Consider the following 15,374-nt stretch of genomic DNA (forward strand, 5'->3'; position numbering starts at 1 on the left):
GCCCTGGTCGCGGCCCGGTCCATCCGGCCAGCCCTACCCGTCGCCGGAGGGCTGGCCGCACCCGTACCGCCCTCAGCTCGTCTCGCCGGCCACGCTGAACGAACGCAGGCGGTCGATCGCCAGCACGGTGAAGCCGACGCTCACCAGCGCGGTCATCACCGCGGCGACCGGTACCGACACGCTGGCCTCCAGCAGCCCGCTCGGAGCGAGCCGGTCGGCGAGGGCGATCACGTACTGCTGGATGGAGAGCACCTTCGTGCCGCTGACGAAGTTGCCCAGCAACCCCTCCCAGATCAGCACGTAGACGAGACCGAGCAGCACCGGACGCCGGGTGACGAGGCTGAGCGCGAGGAACAGCGCCGAGTACGCCAGCGCGCCGAGCGCCGACGCGGCGGCGAGCGCCAGTCCGAGGCGTACCGAATCGGCAAGCACGCCCGCGACGTAGAGCGGCACCGCGACGGTGGCCGCGCTCACCCCGGCGGCGACCGCGAGCTTCGGCAGCACGATCTGCCAGCGCGGCAACGGCTTGGTGAGGATGTGCACCACCGTGCCGTCGTCGATCTCCGCGCCCAGCACGCCCGTGCCGATGATCAGGGCCACGACCGGCAGTACCACCGCCAGGCCGAGGCCGACCAGCACCGGCGGACCCCACTCGCGCGGGTCCACACCCAACGAACGGCAGAGGACGGCCAGGCCGAGCATGACCAACGGCAGGGGAAGCAGCAGCAGGAACCGACGCCGGCCGAACAGCCCGCGCGCGGTGATCCAGGTAATGGTCGACATGTCATCTTCCTTCGTTCGTGACTGCGGGGCTCACTCGCTGCGCTCGTTCACTCCTCGCACTCACGGGTCAGGCCTCCACGAGGTAGGAGAAGACGCTCTCCAGGGACTCGTCGGACGGCACCAGCTGACGCACCCGGATGCCCTTCTGCAGGGCGATCCGGGGCAGCGCCCGGGTGAAGGCGCCGTAGTCGCCGGCGCGCACGGTCAGGCCGCTACGGTCCAGCTCGACACCGCTCACCGACGCCTCGGCGATCAGCGCGACGGCAAGCGCCCGATCGTCGGTGGAGCGCACCGCGAAGACGTGCGGCCGGTTGGTCATGAGCCGACGGATGGTCCGGAAGTCGCCGGAGGCGGCCAACCGACCCGCCACCATCACCTGCACCGTGCCGGAGACCTGCTCGACCTCCTCCAGGATGTGCGAGCTGAACAGGATCGTCCGCCCGGAGTCGCCCAGGGAGTGCAGCAACTCCATCATGTGCAGCCGCTGGCGCGGGTCCATCCCGTTGAACGGCTCGTCGAGCAGCAGCACCTGCGGGTCGTGCACCAGCGCGGCGGCCACCCGGGCACGCTGGCGCATGCCCTTGGAGTACGTGCCGATCCGGCGGTCCTGCGCCGACTCCAGCTCCACCAGGTCGATGGCCCGTCGGGCCGCCGCCGCCGGATCGGCCAGCCGGTGCAGCTTGGCGCTGGCGAGCACGAACTCGTACGCGGTGAGGAAGCTCTGCACCGCCTCCCGCTCGCTGACCAGGCCCAGCCGACGGTAGACGTCGGGGTTGCGCCAGGTCGGCTCGTCGTCGAGGGTCACCGTGCCCCGTGACGGGGAGAGGAATCCGGCCATCATGTGCAGCAGCGTGGTCTTGCCGGCGCCGTTCGGGCCGAGCAGACCGGTCACCCCGGGGCCGAGGGTCATGCTGATGTCGTTGACGGCCACCACGTTGCCGTACCACCGGGACACCCCGGTCAGGCTCAGCGTGCTGCTCATCAGGAGGCGACCTTCCGGTAGCGGGCCAGCAGGAGGGCGGTCGCGCCGGCGACCAGCAGCACCGCGACCAGGGCGTAGACCGGGCCGAATCCACCGATCGACGGGCCGCCCTGGTTGTCGGGGACCAGCAGGTCACCGAGCGACCAGATGCCCACCCCCTGCACCAGGGTGGAGGGCGAGGCCAGCCCCGCCAGCTCGTTCGCCGCACGGGACGGCAGGATGCTCAGCACGCCCACGATCGGGGTGGTCATCAGGAAGACCGCGACCACGCCACCGGCGGCGAACGCGCGCTTGCCGGTCATGGACGCGACCAGCAGGCCGACCGAGGCGAAGACCACCGCCCACAACCCGGCGTAGAGCAGCCCGGGGAGCAGGTCGAGCAGCTCGTTCCAGACGCCACGCAGCCCGTCCTTGGTGGTGAACGCGGCACCCAGGAACATCACCAGTTGCGGCCCACCGAGCAGCAGCCAGAGGCCGGTGACCAGCGCCAGCAACTTGGCGAGCGCGTAGTCGGCGCGCGGCAGCGGGCGGGAGAAGTACAGCGGCAGCACACCACTGCGCAGGTCCCGGGAGACCAGCTCCGGCGCGGCCACCGCGACGAAGAACAGGACCAGCCAGCTCATCGCGTCGGCGAACTGGGCGTACGTGGCGACCGACTCACCGAGCTGGCTGCGTACGGCGGCCAGGGCCACCGCGACCAGGGTGACGATGCCGATCACCAACCACGGGAAGATCTTGGCCTTGGCGCTGCGACCGAACCCGAAGATCGCGCGCAGCCCGTGCAGGTAGAGCGCGCCGAAGACGTGCCGGCGGCCCAGTCGAGGACCCTCGTAGCGCTGGTAGCCGATGTCGTGGATGACGCCGGTGGGCGTGGGCCGCACGGCGGATGACAGCTCAGGCATGGGTGAGCTCCCTCGTGGCGAAGAGTTCGGCCACCCGGTGCCGGCGCTGGTCCAGCCGGTGCAGCGGCAGGTCCAGTTCGGCGACCGCGCCGAGGATCAGGTCGTAGGTGCTGTCGTCGGCGAGCGGTACGAGCAGCAGTCGGCCGTCGCGCGCCACCGGCAGGTCGAGCGCGGCGAGTCGTGCGGCCAACTCCTCGGTGCCCTCGCTGACCTCCACGGCCAGCACGTCGGTGGCCGTGGTCATCGCGGAGATGTGGTCCGCGCGTAGCAGGCGCCCGCCGTCGATGGCGATCAGCGTGTCGCAGATGCGCTCCACCTCACCCAGCAGATGCGAGCACACCAGGACCGAGATGCCGAACTCGGTGCCGATCCGGTGCACGAGCGCCAGCATGGCGTCCCGCCCGGCCGGGTCCAGACCGTTTGTCGGCTCGTCCAGCAGCAGCAGGTCGGGGTCGTGCACCAGCGCCTGGGCCAGCTTGACCCGCTGCTTCATGCCCGTGGAGTAGCCGCCGACCGGCCGGTAGCGCTCCTCGTAGAGCCCGACGTGGCGCAGCGCCTCGGAGGCGCGCTCGCGGGCCACGGTGCGTGGCAGGCCGCTCATCCGACCGAGGTGGGTGACCAGCTCGGCGGCGGACAGGTCCGGTGGGAGGCAGTCGTGCTCGGGCATGTAGCCGACGCGGGCACGAACCGCCGCCGATTCGGTGGTCGGGTCGATGCCGAGCACCGAGACCTGACCACTGGTCGGGGCGATCAGGCCGAGCAGGATCTTGATCAAGGTGGATTTTCCGGCGCCATTCGCCCCCACCAGGCCAATGACCCCGGGCTCGACGGCGACGGTGAGGTCGGTGAGCGCGGTGACCCGACCTCCGTACGTCTTGGTGAGCGACTGGGTCGCGATCAGTGTCACAGGGCCAGCGTAGGGAGTCGATGCCCCCGGTCGACACCGGCGCGCCCCCGGAGCTCCCCTGATCCTCGCCGCGGCACACCCTAAGGGTCTCCGCACGTTTGCGCCGGTCCCGCGTTCGGTCAGACCCCGCCGCCGGAAAGTCCACTCCGGGGTGGCACGATTCACTTCCCGTTCACCGGGCGGTGTTCCGGGGGATATTCGACCGCCGACGCGGGAAGGATCGTGATGGTCGAGGTTGGCGTCCCCAAGGTGAGTGTCGTGGTGCCCGCGTACAACTGCGGACCCCACATCGAGAAGCTGGTGTCTTCGCTGCTGCGGCAGTCACTGCCGTCCGACGAGTTCGAGGCGATCTTCGTCGACGACGGATCCACCGACGACACAGGTGAGCGGCTGGACCGGCTCGCCGCCCAGCATCCGCACATCCACGTTGTGCACATCGAGAACTCGGGCTGGCCGTCGCGCCCGCGCAACCTCGGCATCGAGCGCGCCCGCGGCGAGTACGTCTTCTTCGCCGACGACGACGACTGGTTCGCCGACGAGGCGCTGGAGCGGCTCTACGACTGTGCGAAGACGTACGACGCGGATCTCGTGATCGGCAAGATGGCCGGGCACGGACGCGGCGTACCCCGGGAGCTGTTCCGCAAGAACCGCTTCGACGCCACGCTGGAGAACGCCCCGCTGATCGACAGCCTGACCTGCCACAAGTTGTTCCGCCGTTCCTTCCTCAACGAGCACGGGCTGCGGTTCCCGGAGGGCGGCAAGCGGCGGCTGGAGGACCATTCCCTGGTCGTGCGGGCCTACTTCGCGTCCCGCCGCACCTGCGTGCTGTCCGACTACACCTGCTACCACCACGCGCAGCGGACCGATGCCCGCAACGTGACCGCCGCGCGGTTGGAGCCGTCGAGCTACTTCGCGAGCGTGCGCGACGCGCTGGACGTCGTCGACGCCCACACCGAGCCGGGGCCGCTGCGCGACCGGCTGCACCGGCGGTGGCTGCGCAACGAGATGATCAACCGGCTGCGCGGCAAGCGGCTGTTGGACGCTCCCGAGGACTGGGTGGACCAGGTCGCCGGCGAGGTCCAGAAGATCATTCAGGAGCGGTTCGCCCCCGGGGTCGCCGCAGGCCTGCCGCCGTTGCAGCGGGCCGTGGCCTACCTGGTCGAGCGGGGCCGGGTCGAGGACCTTCGGCGGTTGGCCCGCTGGGAGGCGGGCATCGCCGGGCACGGCAGGATCGACGCGCTCGAGCCGGAAGAGCACGCCGTCACGGTGAGCGTGGCCGCCGAACTGCGCTCCGCGAACCACCCGATCGGCTTCCGCGCCGACGACGGGCGCGACGTGCTCGTACTCCCGGTCGACGAGATCTCGCCCGACGTGCTCGACTCCACCACGCAGGTCCGTAAGGCTCGTCTGGACGTGGTCGCCCGCCGCCGGGAGACCGGCGACGAGATCTTCCTGCCGGTGACGTTCCAGATCGAGCGGGTCGCCGGCCCGGGCGGCGCGGAGACGGTCCACCTGGTGCACCGCGCCACCACCACGATCGATTTCCGGACCCTCAACGGTGGTCGCACGCGGGGTAGTTGGCTCCTCAAGGCACGGATCACCAACGCCGGATGGACCGAGGACGCGCGATTGCCGCTGCTCTTCATCTGCCCGGCCGACGGCGCGGCACCGCGTATCCGTGACGAGCGGAAGGTCTGGAACTGGCTGCGATCGGCGGTGGGTCGCCGGGTACGACGCTGACTCGACCGCTCGGGTCGTGGAGTGGCGGCCTCGACCGATCGACCGTCGGCTGCGAAACTGTGTGCCGGTCAGCGAGTGGGGGGTGTGGATGAGCAACGGCTGGGTGCTGCCCGACGAGGTGCTCCGGGACGCGCCGGCGTACACGCCGCGTCCCGGTGAGCTGGCGGATCTGGAGCTGCTGCTGACCGGCGCGTACGCCCCCCTGACCGGCTTCATGACCCGCGCCGACCTGGTGTCGGTGAGTCGACGCGGCCGGCTGGCCGACGGCACGCCGTGGCAGGTTCCGGTGACCCTGCAGGTGCCGGCCGCGCTGGCGCAGGGCTTCGACCCGCGCGACGAAGCCCGTCGGGCTCTGGTGCTGACCGACGGGGAGGGCGCCCCGGCGGCCGCCCTCGACGTGGCGGACGTCTGGCAGGTGCGCGAGGGCGTCGCGGGCCTGGGCGGTGCCCTCCGTCGGCTCGGCGACGGCACGCACGGTCCCTTCCAACGGCTGCGCCGCAGCCCCGAGGAGGTCCGCGCGCTGCTGCCCCCGGGGCGGGTGCTCGGGGTCATCGCCGACCGTCCGCTGCACCGGCCGCAGCTCGCCCAGATCGCACACGCCGCCCGTACCCTCGCCGCCCACCTGCTGGTGATGATCCCGATCGGCGAGGGCGGTGTGGGCGGCCTCGCCCCGGAGGCGCTGGTGCGCACGATCTTCGCCGCCCGGGACCGGATGCCTCCGGCCACCCTGGTCGGGGTGCCGTTGTCGCACCGCCGGGACGAGATCAGCGACGCTCTGCTGCGGGCCCGGGTGTCCGCCGCGTACGGGGTCACCCACCTGCTCTCCACCGGGGAGATGCTTTCCGGCGCGGGTCTGCGGGTGCTGGTGCCCCGCGAGCTGGCGTACGACAACCGCGACGGGCAGTGGCGCTGGCGGGAGGACATTCCACCGCGTAACCGTCGCCTCGCGCTGACCCAGGACGAGATCGACGACCTGCTCGACCGCGGTTTCCCGCTGCCCGAGTGGCACACCCCTCCGGCCGTGGCGAAGGAGCTGGCCCGGGCCCGACCGCCGCGCCGGCACCGGGGGCTCGTGGTGTTCCTGACCGGCCTCTCCGGCTCCGGCAAGTCCACCGTCGCGCGGGGTCTGGCCGACGCGTTGCGGGAGAACGGCGACCGGACGGTGACCCTCCTCGACGGCGACGTGGTACGCCGGGAGCTCTCCGCCGGGCTCAGTTTCAGCAAGGCCGACCGGGATCTCAACGTCCGCCGGATCGGCTGGGTGGCGGCCGAGATCGCCCGGCATCACGGTGTGGGCATCTGTTGCCCGATCGCCCCGTACGCCGCAGCCCGCGCCACGGCCCGGGAGATGGCCCTGGCCGCCGGGGCGGGCTTCGTGCTGGTGCACGTCGCGACTCCGCTCGAGGTGTGCGAGCAGCGGGACCGCAAGGGCCTGTACGCGCGAGCCCGTGCCGGTCTGCTGACCGGCATGACCGGCATCGACGACCCATACGAGGAGCCGACGGACGCGGACCTGGTGCTGGACACCACCCATGTGAGCGTCGCGGAGGCGGTGCAGGCCGTCCTCGACCACCTGACCGAGACCGGCTGGGTGGAGTTGAAGATCCAGTCCGCCTGAGTCGACGCACCACCCCTTTTCTTCCGCCGCTGCCGGGTACGCGCTAGTGTTCATCTTTGTTGGAACACGTTCGACCACGTGAGAGTACGTGGACCCCGGGGAGGCACGGCGGATGCTCGCTCGACAGCGGCAGTCGGCCATCCTGGATCGGGTCCGAGCCGCTGGCGGTGTCCGGGTGACCGACCTGGCGACCGAGTTCGGCGTCTCCGACATGACCATCCGCCGCGATCTGGAGACGCTGCACGAGCGCGGCCTGCTGGCCAAGGTGCACGGCGGGGCGACCGCGTCCGGTCCCGGCTCGACCGACGAGCCGGGGTTTCACGCCAAGTCCGTCCGACAACTGCCGGAGAAGGCCGCCATCGCGGACCGGGCGGCGCTGCTGGTCCGGCCCGGCGCGGCGGTCGCTCTCTCCGCCGGCACCACCACCGCCGAACTGGCCCGCCGACTGGTGGACGTCCCGGGCCTGACCGTGGTGACCAACTCGCTGCCGGTGGCCGAGATCCTGCACGCCGGGGGCCGGCCCGACCAGACGGTGGTGCTCACCGGCGGCGTGCGGACGCCGTCGGACGCGCTGGTCGGCCCGCTCGCGGTGGCCGCCGTCCGGCGGCTGCACCTCGACCTGCTCTTCCTCGGCGTGCACGGCATCACCGAGCGCGCCGGCTTCACCACACCGAACCTGATGGAAGCCGAGATCGACAGGGCGTTGGTCGCCGCAGCCGACCAACTGGTGGTGCTCGCCGACCACACGAAGTGGGGCACGGTCGGCATCTCCTCGATCGTCGAGCTGGCGGCAGCCCAGGTACTGGTCAGCGACGAGGCGTTGCCTCCGCCCGCGCGACGGGTACTCGGCGAACAGGTGGGCCAACTGATCATGGTTAAGGCGACGAGGGCGGGCCGCGCGACGCGCACGCCGACGAGTGAGGGGACGGCGCCGTGAAGCGCACCGCGATCGACCTGGCCGACGGCCGGGAGCTGATCTACTTCGACGAGGACGACGCCGCCGTCCGCGACCAGCCAGACCGCCGCGACCTGCCGCCGCCGCCACCCGCGTCGCAACTGCGCTACGACCCGCTGACCGACGAGTGGGTGGCGGTGGCCGTGCACCGGCAGACCCGTACCTTCCTGCCGCCCGCCAACGAGTGCCCGCTCGACCCGTCCGTGGGCGACCGACTGACCGAGATCCCCGCGCCGGACTACGACGTGGTGGTCTTCGAGAACCGGTTCCCCTCGCTGAGCGGCCGGGTCGCCGACGAGCCCGGCGAGATCACCCCGTTCACGCCGGTCCGGCCGGGCGTGGGTCGGTGCGAGGTGGTCTGCTTCACCTCCGACCACAACGCCTCCTTCGCCAGCCTCCCGCCGCGTCGCGTCCGCACGGTCCTGGACGCGCTCGCCGACCGGACCGAGGTGCTCGGCGAACTGCCCGGGGTGGAGCAGGTGTTCTGCTTCGAGAACCGGGGCGTCGAGATCGGCGTGACGCTGCACCACCCGCACGGGCAGATCTACGCGTACCCCTTCGTGACGCCGCGCACCCGGGCGTTGCTGGCGGCGGCCCGCCGGCACGCCGAGCGGACCGGCGGCAACCTGTACGCGGACGTGCTGGCCGCCGAGCGCGCGGCCGGCGACCGGGTCGTCACCGAGAACGAGCACTGGACGGCGTTCGTGCCGGCGGCGGCCCGCTGGCCGTTCGAGGTGCACGTCGCGCCGCGGCGCGTGGTGCCGGACATCCCGGCGCTCGCCGACGACGAGCGGGAGGCCTTCGGGCCGCTCTACCTGGATCTGCTGCGCCGCTTCGACGGGCTGTTCGACATGCCGATGCCCTACATCGCGGCGTGGCACCAGGCGCCGGTGCGGATCGACCGCGAGCTGGGCCACCTGCACCTTCAGCTGTTCAGCATCCGGCGCGCCAAGGACAAGCTGAAGTACCTGGCCGGCTCAGAGTCGGGGATGGGCGTCTTCATCAACGACATCGCCCCCGAACGCGCCGCCGAACTGCTCCGCGCCGCCTGACCGGGCCGCCGGGGCTTCCGCGCGTCGGCCGGCTGCTCGAGCGTGGGGGCTGGGAAACAGGGCGCGGGGGGCCCGGGACAGGGCCCCCCGCAGGGAAGGGACGGCTGGCTGTGCTCGACACAGCCGGGAAGGCTGGCTGATCGGCACGCACACCGCGGTCGACCGCGGTCGACCGCGGTCGACCTTCCGGACGCGACTGGCATCTCGTCCACCCTGGTCAACGAGACGTGCCGGGCCGGGGTGACGCCGCAGGCGTGTCGCCCGCCGGACACAGCGGAGCCCGCCGGCGGGTGCCGACGGGCTCCGGTGCTGGTGCTGTCGAATCAGGCGGAGAGCCGGCGGGCCAGGTTCTCGTCGAGCGCGTTCATGAACTCGTCGGTGGTCAGCCACGGGGCGTCGCGCGAGATGAGCAGCGCGAGGTCCTTGGTCATCTGGCCGCCCTCGACGGTGTCGATGATGACCTGCTCCAGGGTGTTGGCGAACTCGGTGACCGCCGGCGTGCCGTCCAGCTTGCCCCGGTGGGCCAGGCCCCGGGTCCAGGCGTAGATCGAGGCGATCGGGTTGGTCGAGGTCTTCTCGCCCTTCTGGTACTGCCGGTAGTGCCGGGTGACAGTTCCGTGCGCGGCCTCGGCCTCGACGGTACGGCCGTCCGGGGAGAGCAGCACCGAGGTCATCAGACCCAGCGAGCCGAAGCCCTGCGCGACGGTGTCGGACTGCACGTCTCCGTCGTAGTTCTTGCAGGCCCAGACGTACCCGCCCTCCCACTTGAGCGCGGCGGCGACCATGTCATCGATGAGCCGGTGCTCGTAGGTCAGGCCGGCGGCGTCGAACTCGGCCTTGAACTCGGCCTCGAACACCTCGGCGAAGATGTCCTTGAACCGGCCGTCGTACGCCTTGAGGATGGTGTTCTTGGTCGACATGTAGACCGGGTAGTTGCGGTCCAGGCCGTACCGGAACGAGGCCCGGGCGAAGTCCCGGATCGACTCGTCGTAGTTGTACATGCCCATGGCGATGCCGCCGCCGGGGAAGTTGGCGACCTCCATCTCCATCGGCTCGCCGCCGTCGGCCGGGGTGTAGGTGATGGTCACCGTGCCCGGGCCGGGGACGACGAAGTCGGTGGCCTTGTACTGGTCACCGTGGGCGTGCCGGCCGATGATGATCGGCTTGGTCCAGCCGGGGACCAGCCGCGGCACGTTGGACATGATGATCGGCTCACGGAAGACGACGCCGCCGAGGATGTTGCGGATCGTGCCGTTGGGCGACCGCCACATCTTCTTCAGGCCGAACTCCTCGACCCGGGCCTCGTCCGGGGTGATGGTGGCGCACTTGACGCCGACGCCGTGCTCCTTGATGGCGTTGGCGGCGTCAATGGTGACCTGGTCGTCGGTCTCGTCGCGGTACTGGATCGACAGGTCGTAGTAGTGCAGGTCGACGTCGAGGTAGGGCAGGATCAGCTGCTCCCGGATCTGCTTCCAGATGATCCGGGTCATCTCGTCGCCGTCGAGCTCCACGACCGGGTTGTTTACCTTGATCTTCGCCATCGGCCGGCGCTCCTCTCGGGGGACACGTGCTCAAGCAGTACGAGCGTACTGCAATTGGGCCGGCAACCCCCAGCCGGCCTCTGCCGACCGGTGAAACTGGGGCTGCACGACACAGCAGTTCCCTGACACCATCGCGCGATGCCACTGAGCCGCACCTTCGGGTCTATCACGGTCACGGCGCTCACCGACGGCGAGGGCGGCTTCTTCCAGCCCCGCGACGAGGCGTTTCCGCACGCCACAGCCGCGCAGTGGGCGGAGGCCGACCGCCGCGACCCCACCCCGCTCCCCCACCTCCCCCCGGACCGCCCCCGGACCGCCCCCGCCTCGCCCCCGGACCGCCCCCGGACCGCCCCCGGACCGCCCCCGCCTCGCTCCCGTCGATCATGAAGTTATTGCCTTCCCACCCGGCGTGTCCGAGCAATAACTCCATGATCGACGCGTGGTTCGGAGTGCGGGCCCGGCAGCGGCCCCCGGCGGCGACCTGCGGCCGGCCGCGGTGATCAAGAGGTTTGTGTCAGGAACCGGGGGTTTTGGTGACACGAACCTCTTGATCACCGGGTTGGGTGGGCGCGGGACCCGGGGGGGTGGGGGGTGGGCGGGGGGGTGGGCGCGGGGGGGGGGGTGGGCGCGGGGGGGGTGGGCGCGGGGGGGGTGGGCGCGGGGGGGTGGGCGCGGGGGGTGGGCGCGGGGGGGCGCGGGGGGGTGGAGTGTGTGAAGGGCGCGCCGGCTTGGCCGGCGCGCCCTTCGTTCGTCTCGCTGGGGTACTACATGCTGGAGATGTCGCCCTGCTTCGCGCGGACGGCCTCGGCCGCCTCGAGGAGGCTGGCGCGCTCGTCGGCGTCCAGGTCCGTCTCGACGACCCGACGGACGCCCTCGGCGCCGATCTCGGCCTCGACGCCCAGGTAGACGCCGGAGATGCCGTACTCGCCGTCGACCCAGGCGCAGACCGGCATGACGTCGCCGGAGTCCTCGGCCACGGCCTTCGCCATCCGAGCGGCGGCGGCGGACGGGGCGTAGTACGCCGAACCGGTCTTGAGCAGCGCGACCACCTCGGCACCACCGTTGCGGGTCTTGACGACCAGCTCCTCGATCTGCTCGGCCGGCATGGCGTCACGCAACGGCTTGCCGTTGACGGTGCTCTTCGACGGCACCGGAACCATGGTGTCGCCGTGCGAGCCGAGGGTCAGCGTGCGTACGGACGCCACGGGCACGTTCAGCGCCTCGGCGACGAAGTTGCTGAACCGGGCGGTGTCGAGCATGCCGGCCTGACCGAGCACCCGGTTCTTGGGGAACTGGGTGGCGATCTGCGCCAGGGCGGTCATCTCGTCCAGCGGGTTGGAGACGACGATGACGACGGCGCTGGGGGCGTACTTGGCGACGTTCTCGGCGACCTGGCGGACGATCTTGGCGTTGGTCTCCAGCAGGTCCATCCGGCTCATGCCCGGCTTGCGGGGCAGGCCAGCGGTGATGACGACGACGTCGGAGCCCTCGATGGCCTCGTAGCCCTCACCGTTCGGGCCGGTGGTCGCGCCGACGACCTTGGTCTCGAAGCCCTCGATTGCCCGCGACTGGTTGAGGTCGAGCGCGAGGCCCGCGGGCTTGCCCTCAACGATGTCGGTGATCACGACGGTGTCGAAGACGTCGTACTCGGCCAGGCGCTGTGCGGTGGTGGAGCCGTAGAAGCCAGCCCCGACGACAGTGACCTTCTTACCCATGGTCGTCCCACTCCCTGATACCAGTCGGTTTTCCGGACCGTATCAGTCATCCTGGCACCGAACGGGCCAGGGGCGGCGGCCATCGCCGGGATGGGGCGAACGTCACCGGCGTCACCGGCGCACGGGTCAGCCGCGCTCGGCGCGCTCCACCACGTTGGTCAGCAGCATGGCACGGGTCATCGGGCCGACACCGCCGGGCATCGGGACGAGCGCGCCGGCCGTCTCCGCCACCTCTGGGTCGACGTCCCCGGTGTAGCGGCCCTTGCCGTCGGGGCCGATCACCCGGGTGATGCCGACGTCCACGACCACCGCACCCGGGTTGATCATGTCGGGGGTGAGCAGACCCGGTACGCCGGCAGCGACGATGACGATGTCGGCGGTGCGCGTGTGCGAGGCGAGGTCGAGGGTGCCGGTGTGGCACAGGGTGACCGTCGCGTTCTCGCTGCGACGGGTCAGCAGCAGGCCGAGCGGACGGCCGACGGTGTTGCCCCGGCCGACGACCGCCACGGTGGCGCCGCGCAGCGCGACGTCGTGGCGGCGGAGCAGTTCGACGATGCCGCGCGGGGTGCAGGGCAGCGGGCCGTCGTAGCCGAGGACGAGGCGGCCCAGGTTGACCGGATGCAGACCGTCGGCGTCCTTGTCCGGGTCGATCAGCTCCAGCACCCGCTGGGTGTCGAGGTGGGCGGGCAGCGGCAGCTGCACGATGTAGCCGTGGCACGCCGGGTCGGCGTTGAGCTCGGCGATCACGTCGTCGACCTGCTGCTGGGTGGCGTCGGCTGGCAACTCCCGGCGGATCGAGGCGATGCCCACCTCGGCGCAGTCGCGGTGCTTGCCGTTGACGTACGCCTGGCTTCCCGGGTCGGCCCCGACCAGAACCGTGCCGAGACCGGGGGTGATGCCGCGCTCCGCGAGAGCCTTCACCCGCGTCCGCAGCTCGTCCTTGATCTCGCCTGCGGTCGCCTTGCCGTCCAGAAGCGTCGCCGTCACGCCCAGATCGTCTCATGTCCGGTAGCTGGCGATCCCGGGACCTCGTTCCGGACGGCCGTCGAGGCCCCGGTCACACCCGAATCGGTAACGAAAAGTGACGTGCACTTCATCACCATGAGTGACGTTGCGTGTATTCGGTCACTGCTGAAACGGTCGACGTCCACCCGGGCGGTCGAGAGGGGACGACGCGCCGAAGGGCGATGAATCCACCTCAGCCGAGCACGAAGAAGGCCCAGAGCGTCGACGATTGCGCAGCCCAGCACCACCTGTCCGGTTTGGGATAGCACGCGGTGCAGGGCGGCGCAAGCAAGGTGTCCTCGGACCGTTACGCGCCCGCAACCGGGCCGTTGTCGACTGCCGGTACCCGACCTACCGTTGCCGCTTGTTGCGCAGCGTAAACCCAGCGTCGGGCCTGACTGCGCAGCGTGAGGAGATGAGGAGGCTCTATGCGAGTTCGTAGACTCGCCGCCTGGACCGCCCTCCCGCTCGCGGTGACGCTGGGCCTCGCGGCCTGCGGCAGCGGCGGAGACGGTGGATCCGGTGGCAGTGGCACCTCGGCCGTCAGCATCCAGATCGGCGAGCCGAAGCACCTGGTTCCCACAAACACCACCGAGACGTCCGGCGCGCAGGTCCTCACCGGCCTGTTCAGCCCGCTCGTCGACTACGACGCCCAGAACAAGCCGTACGAGGTCGCCGCGCAGTCGATCACCTCGTCCGACAACAAGGTCTGGACGATCAAGCTGAAGGACGGCTTCACCTTCCACAACGGTGAGAAGGTCACGTCCGAGGACTACATCAACGCGTGGAACTACGGCGCGTACGCCCCCAACGGTCAGGACAGCAACTTCTTCTTCGAGAAGATCGCTGGGTACGCCGACCTGCAGGGCAAGGAGCCGAAGGCCAAGGAGCTGTCCGGGCTGAAGAAGGTCGACGACCTGAGCTTCACCGTGACGCTCTCCGAGCCGTACATCGACTTCCGCACGATGCTCGGCTACACCGCGTACTACCCGATGCCGGACGCCGCGTTCTCGGCGCCGGGCGTGCTCAAGGACTCCTACGAGCAGGCACCGATCGGGCAGGGTCCCTTCAAGATGAAGGGCACCTGGCAGCACGACAGCAAGATCGACGTCGAGCGTTACGACGCGTACCCGGGTGAGAAGCCCAAGGTCAAGGACATCGAGTTCCGGATCTACCAGCAGCTCACCGCGGCCTACGCGGACGTCCTGGCCGACAACCTGGACGTGCTGCCGACGATCCCGACCGAGAGCCTGAGCACCGCGCCGACCGACCTGGGCGACCGGTACCAGACCAGCCCGATGTCGTCGTTCCAGTTCCTGGCGTTCCCGACGTTCGACAAGGACTACGCCAAGCCGGACGTCCGCAAGGCGATCTCGATGGCGATCGACCGTGACGAGATCACCAAGTCGGTGTTCAAGGGCTCGCAGCAGTCGGCGCGCTCCTTCGTCTCGCCGGTCCTGCCGGGCTACCGGGAGAACACCACGGGCGCGGCGGGCGAGTTCAACCCGACCGAGGCCAAGAAGCTCTACCAGGCCGCCGGCGGCCCGTCCAAGATCGTCATCTCCTACAACGGCGACGGCGGTCACAAGGACTGGGTCGACGCCACGGTCAACCAGCTCAAGGCCAACCTCGGTGTCGACGCCGTCGGTGTCGCCGAGCCGAAGTTCGCTGACCTGCTGACCAAGGTCGAGAAGAAGACGCCGGTAGGCGCGTTCCGCATGGGTTGGGTCATGGACTACCCGAGCATGGAGGACTACCTCGGCCCGCTGTACAGCACGAAAGGCTCGTCGAACTACTACGGCTACAGCAACCCGGAGTTCGACAAGCTCGTCAAGGAGGGTTCCGCCGCCAAGACGCAGGGCGAGGCGATCGCCAAGTACCAGCAGGCGGAGGACATCCTGGCCAAGGACATGCCGGTGATCCCGCTCCGCTTCGGCGAGAACGTGTTCGGCCACTCGTCCAAGGTCAAGAACGTGCAGATGGACCTGTTCCAGCGGGTCAACCTCGTCAAGATCGAAGCGGCCAGCTGAGCTGACCAACGGTTGCGGGCCATCCGGGCGGCGACGCCCGGGTGGCCCGGACCGCGCTATCCGCCACAGGCCCGCACGCGGGCCCCGGTGTCGGTGGCGCAGGCCTCCCCCGGGCCGGACGGCACGTCTCGGATATTTCGGGTA

Annotated in this window: 12 protein-coding genes; 5 read left to right on the forward strand and 7 right to left on the reverse strand. The window is 70.5% G+C overall.

Going from position 1 to position 15,374, the window contains the following annotated elements; all coding sequences use genetic code 11:
* Positions 1–72: 72 nt before the first annotated feature.
* The 4 genes from ACGFH9_RS01365 to ACGFH9_RS01380 form a co-directional block, all read right to left on the reverse strand.
* Positions 73–783: an ABC transporter permease gene (locus ACGFH9_RS01365; protein WP_355248516.1), complete on the reverse strand. Its 711-nt coding sequence runs from the start codon at positions 781–783 to the stop codon at positions 73–75.
* A 67-nt stretch (positions 784–850) separates the two neighbouring features.
* Positions 851–1,765 carry an ABC transporter ATP-binding protein gene (locus ACGFH9_RS01370; RefSeq protein WP_393213607.1) on the reverse strand — a complete coding sequence of 305 codons (915 nt, stop codon included), beginning with the start codon at positions 1,763–1,765 and terminating at the stop codon, positions 851–853.
* A complete protein-coding gene (locus ACGFH9_RS01375; RefSeq protein ID WP_393213610.1) occupies positions 1,765–2,667 on the reverse strand; it encodes an ABC transporter permease in 903 nt (300 codons plus the stop codon). Before ACGFH9_RS01375 ends, ACGFH9_RS01370 begins: the two co-directional genes overlap by 1 nt.
* Complete coding sequence (locus ACGFH9_RS01380; RefSeq protein WP_393213613.1) at positions 2,660–3,574, reverse strand: ABC transporter ATP-binding protein; 915 nt, start codon at positions 3,572–3,574, stop codon at positions 2,660–2,662. The genes ACGFH9_RS01375 and ACGFH9_RS01380 overlap by 8 nt, the downstream gene beginning before the upstream one ends.
* 225 nt (positions 3,575–3,799) lie before the next feature.
* Between ACGFH9_RS01380 and ACGFH9_RS01385 the strand changes: the two genes are divergently transcribed.
* From ACGFH9_RS01385 to galT, 4 genes are all read left to right on the forward strand, one after another.
* Positions 3,800–5,314: a glycosyltransferase family 2 protein gene (locus ACGFH9_RS01385; protein ID WP_393213616.1), complete on the forward strand. Its 1,515-nt coding sequence runs from the start codon at positions 3,800–3,802 to the stop codon at positions 5,312–5,314.
* Positions 5,315–5,402: 88 nt separating this feature from the next.
* Positions 5,403–6,932: an adenylyl-sulfate kinase gene (gene cysC / locus ACGFH9_RS01390; protein WP_393213619.1), complete on the forward strand. Its 1,530-nt coding sequence runs from the start codon at positions 5,403–5,405 to the stop codon at positions 6,930–6,932.
* A 112-nt stretch (positions 6,933–7,044) separates the two neighbouring features.
* On the forward strand, positions 7,045–7,869 hold the full coding sequence (locus ACGFH9_RS01395) for a DeoR/GlpR family DNA-binding transcription regulator (protein ID WP_393213622.1): 825 nt from the start codon (positions 7,045–7,047) through the stop codon (positions 7,867–7,869).
* Positions 7,866–8,939 carry a galactose-1-phosphate uridylyltransferase gene (gene galT / locus ACGFH9_RS01400; protein WP_393213625.1) on the forward strand — a complete coding sequence of 358 codons (1,074 nt, stop codon included), beginning with the start codon at positions 7,866–7,868 and terminating at the stop codon, positions 8,937–8,939. The genes ACGFH9_RS01395 and galT overlap by 4 nt, the downstream gene beginning before the upstream one ends.
* Before the next feature lie 323 nt (positions 8,940–9,262).
* Here the strand turns inward: galT and ACGFH9_RS01405 are convergent, their stop codons facing one another.
* From ACGFH9_RS01405 to ACGFH9_RS01415, 3 genes are all read right to left on the reverse strand, one after another.
* Positions 9,263–10,480 (reverse strand): NADP-dependent isocitrate dehydrogenase, encoded by a 1,218-nt coding sequence (locus ACGFH9_RS01405; RefSeq protein ID WP_393213628.1) that lies wholly within the window; start codon positions 10,478–10,480, stop codon positions 9,263–9,265.
* A 764-nt stretch (positions 10,481–11,244) separates the two neighbouring features.
* Entirely contained in the window at positions 11,245–12,195 is a 951-nt protein-coding gene (locus tag ACGFH9_RS01410; RefSeq protein WP_393213631.1) for a malate dehydrogenase, read from the reverse strand.
* Between the two features lie 126 nt (positions 12,196–12,321).
* The gene (locus ACGFH9_RS01415; protein ID WP_393213634.1) at positions 12,322–13,182 is read right to left on the reverse strand and encodes a bifunctional methylenetetrahydrofolate dehydrogenase/methenyltetrahydrofolate cyclohydrolase; all 861 of its coding nucleotides are present in this window, start codon (positions 13,180–13,182) and stop codon (positions 12,322–12,324) included.
* A 446-nt stretch (positions 13,183–13,628) separates the two neighbouring features.
* Here ACGFH9_RS01415 and ACGFH9_RS01420 point away from each other — a divergent pair, with 446 nt between their 5' ends.
* Positions 13,629–15,230 carry an ABC transporter substrate-binding protein gene (locus ACGFH9_RS01420; protein WP_393213637.1) on the forward strand — a complete coding sequence of 534 codons (1,602 nt, stop codon included), beginning with the start codon at positions 13,629–13,631 and terminating at the stop codon, positions 15,228–15,230.
* Positions 15,231–15,374 lie beyond the last annotated feature (144 nt).

It is taken from the genome of Micromonospora sp. NPDC049102, from assembly GCF_043197485.1.
In the GTDB taxonomy this organism is placed as follows: Bacteria; Actinomycetota; Actinomycetes; order Mycobacteriales; family Micromonosporaceae; genus Micromonospora.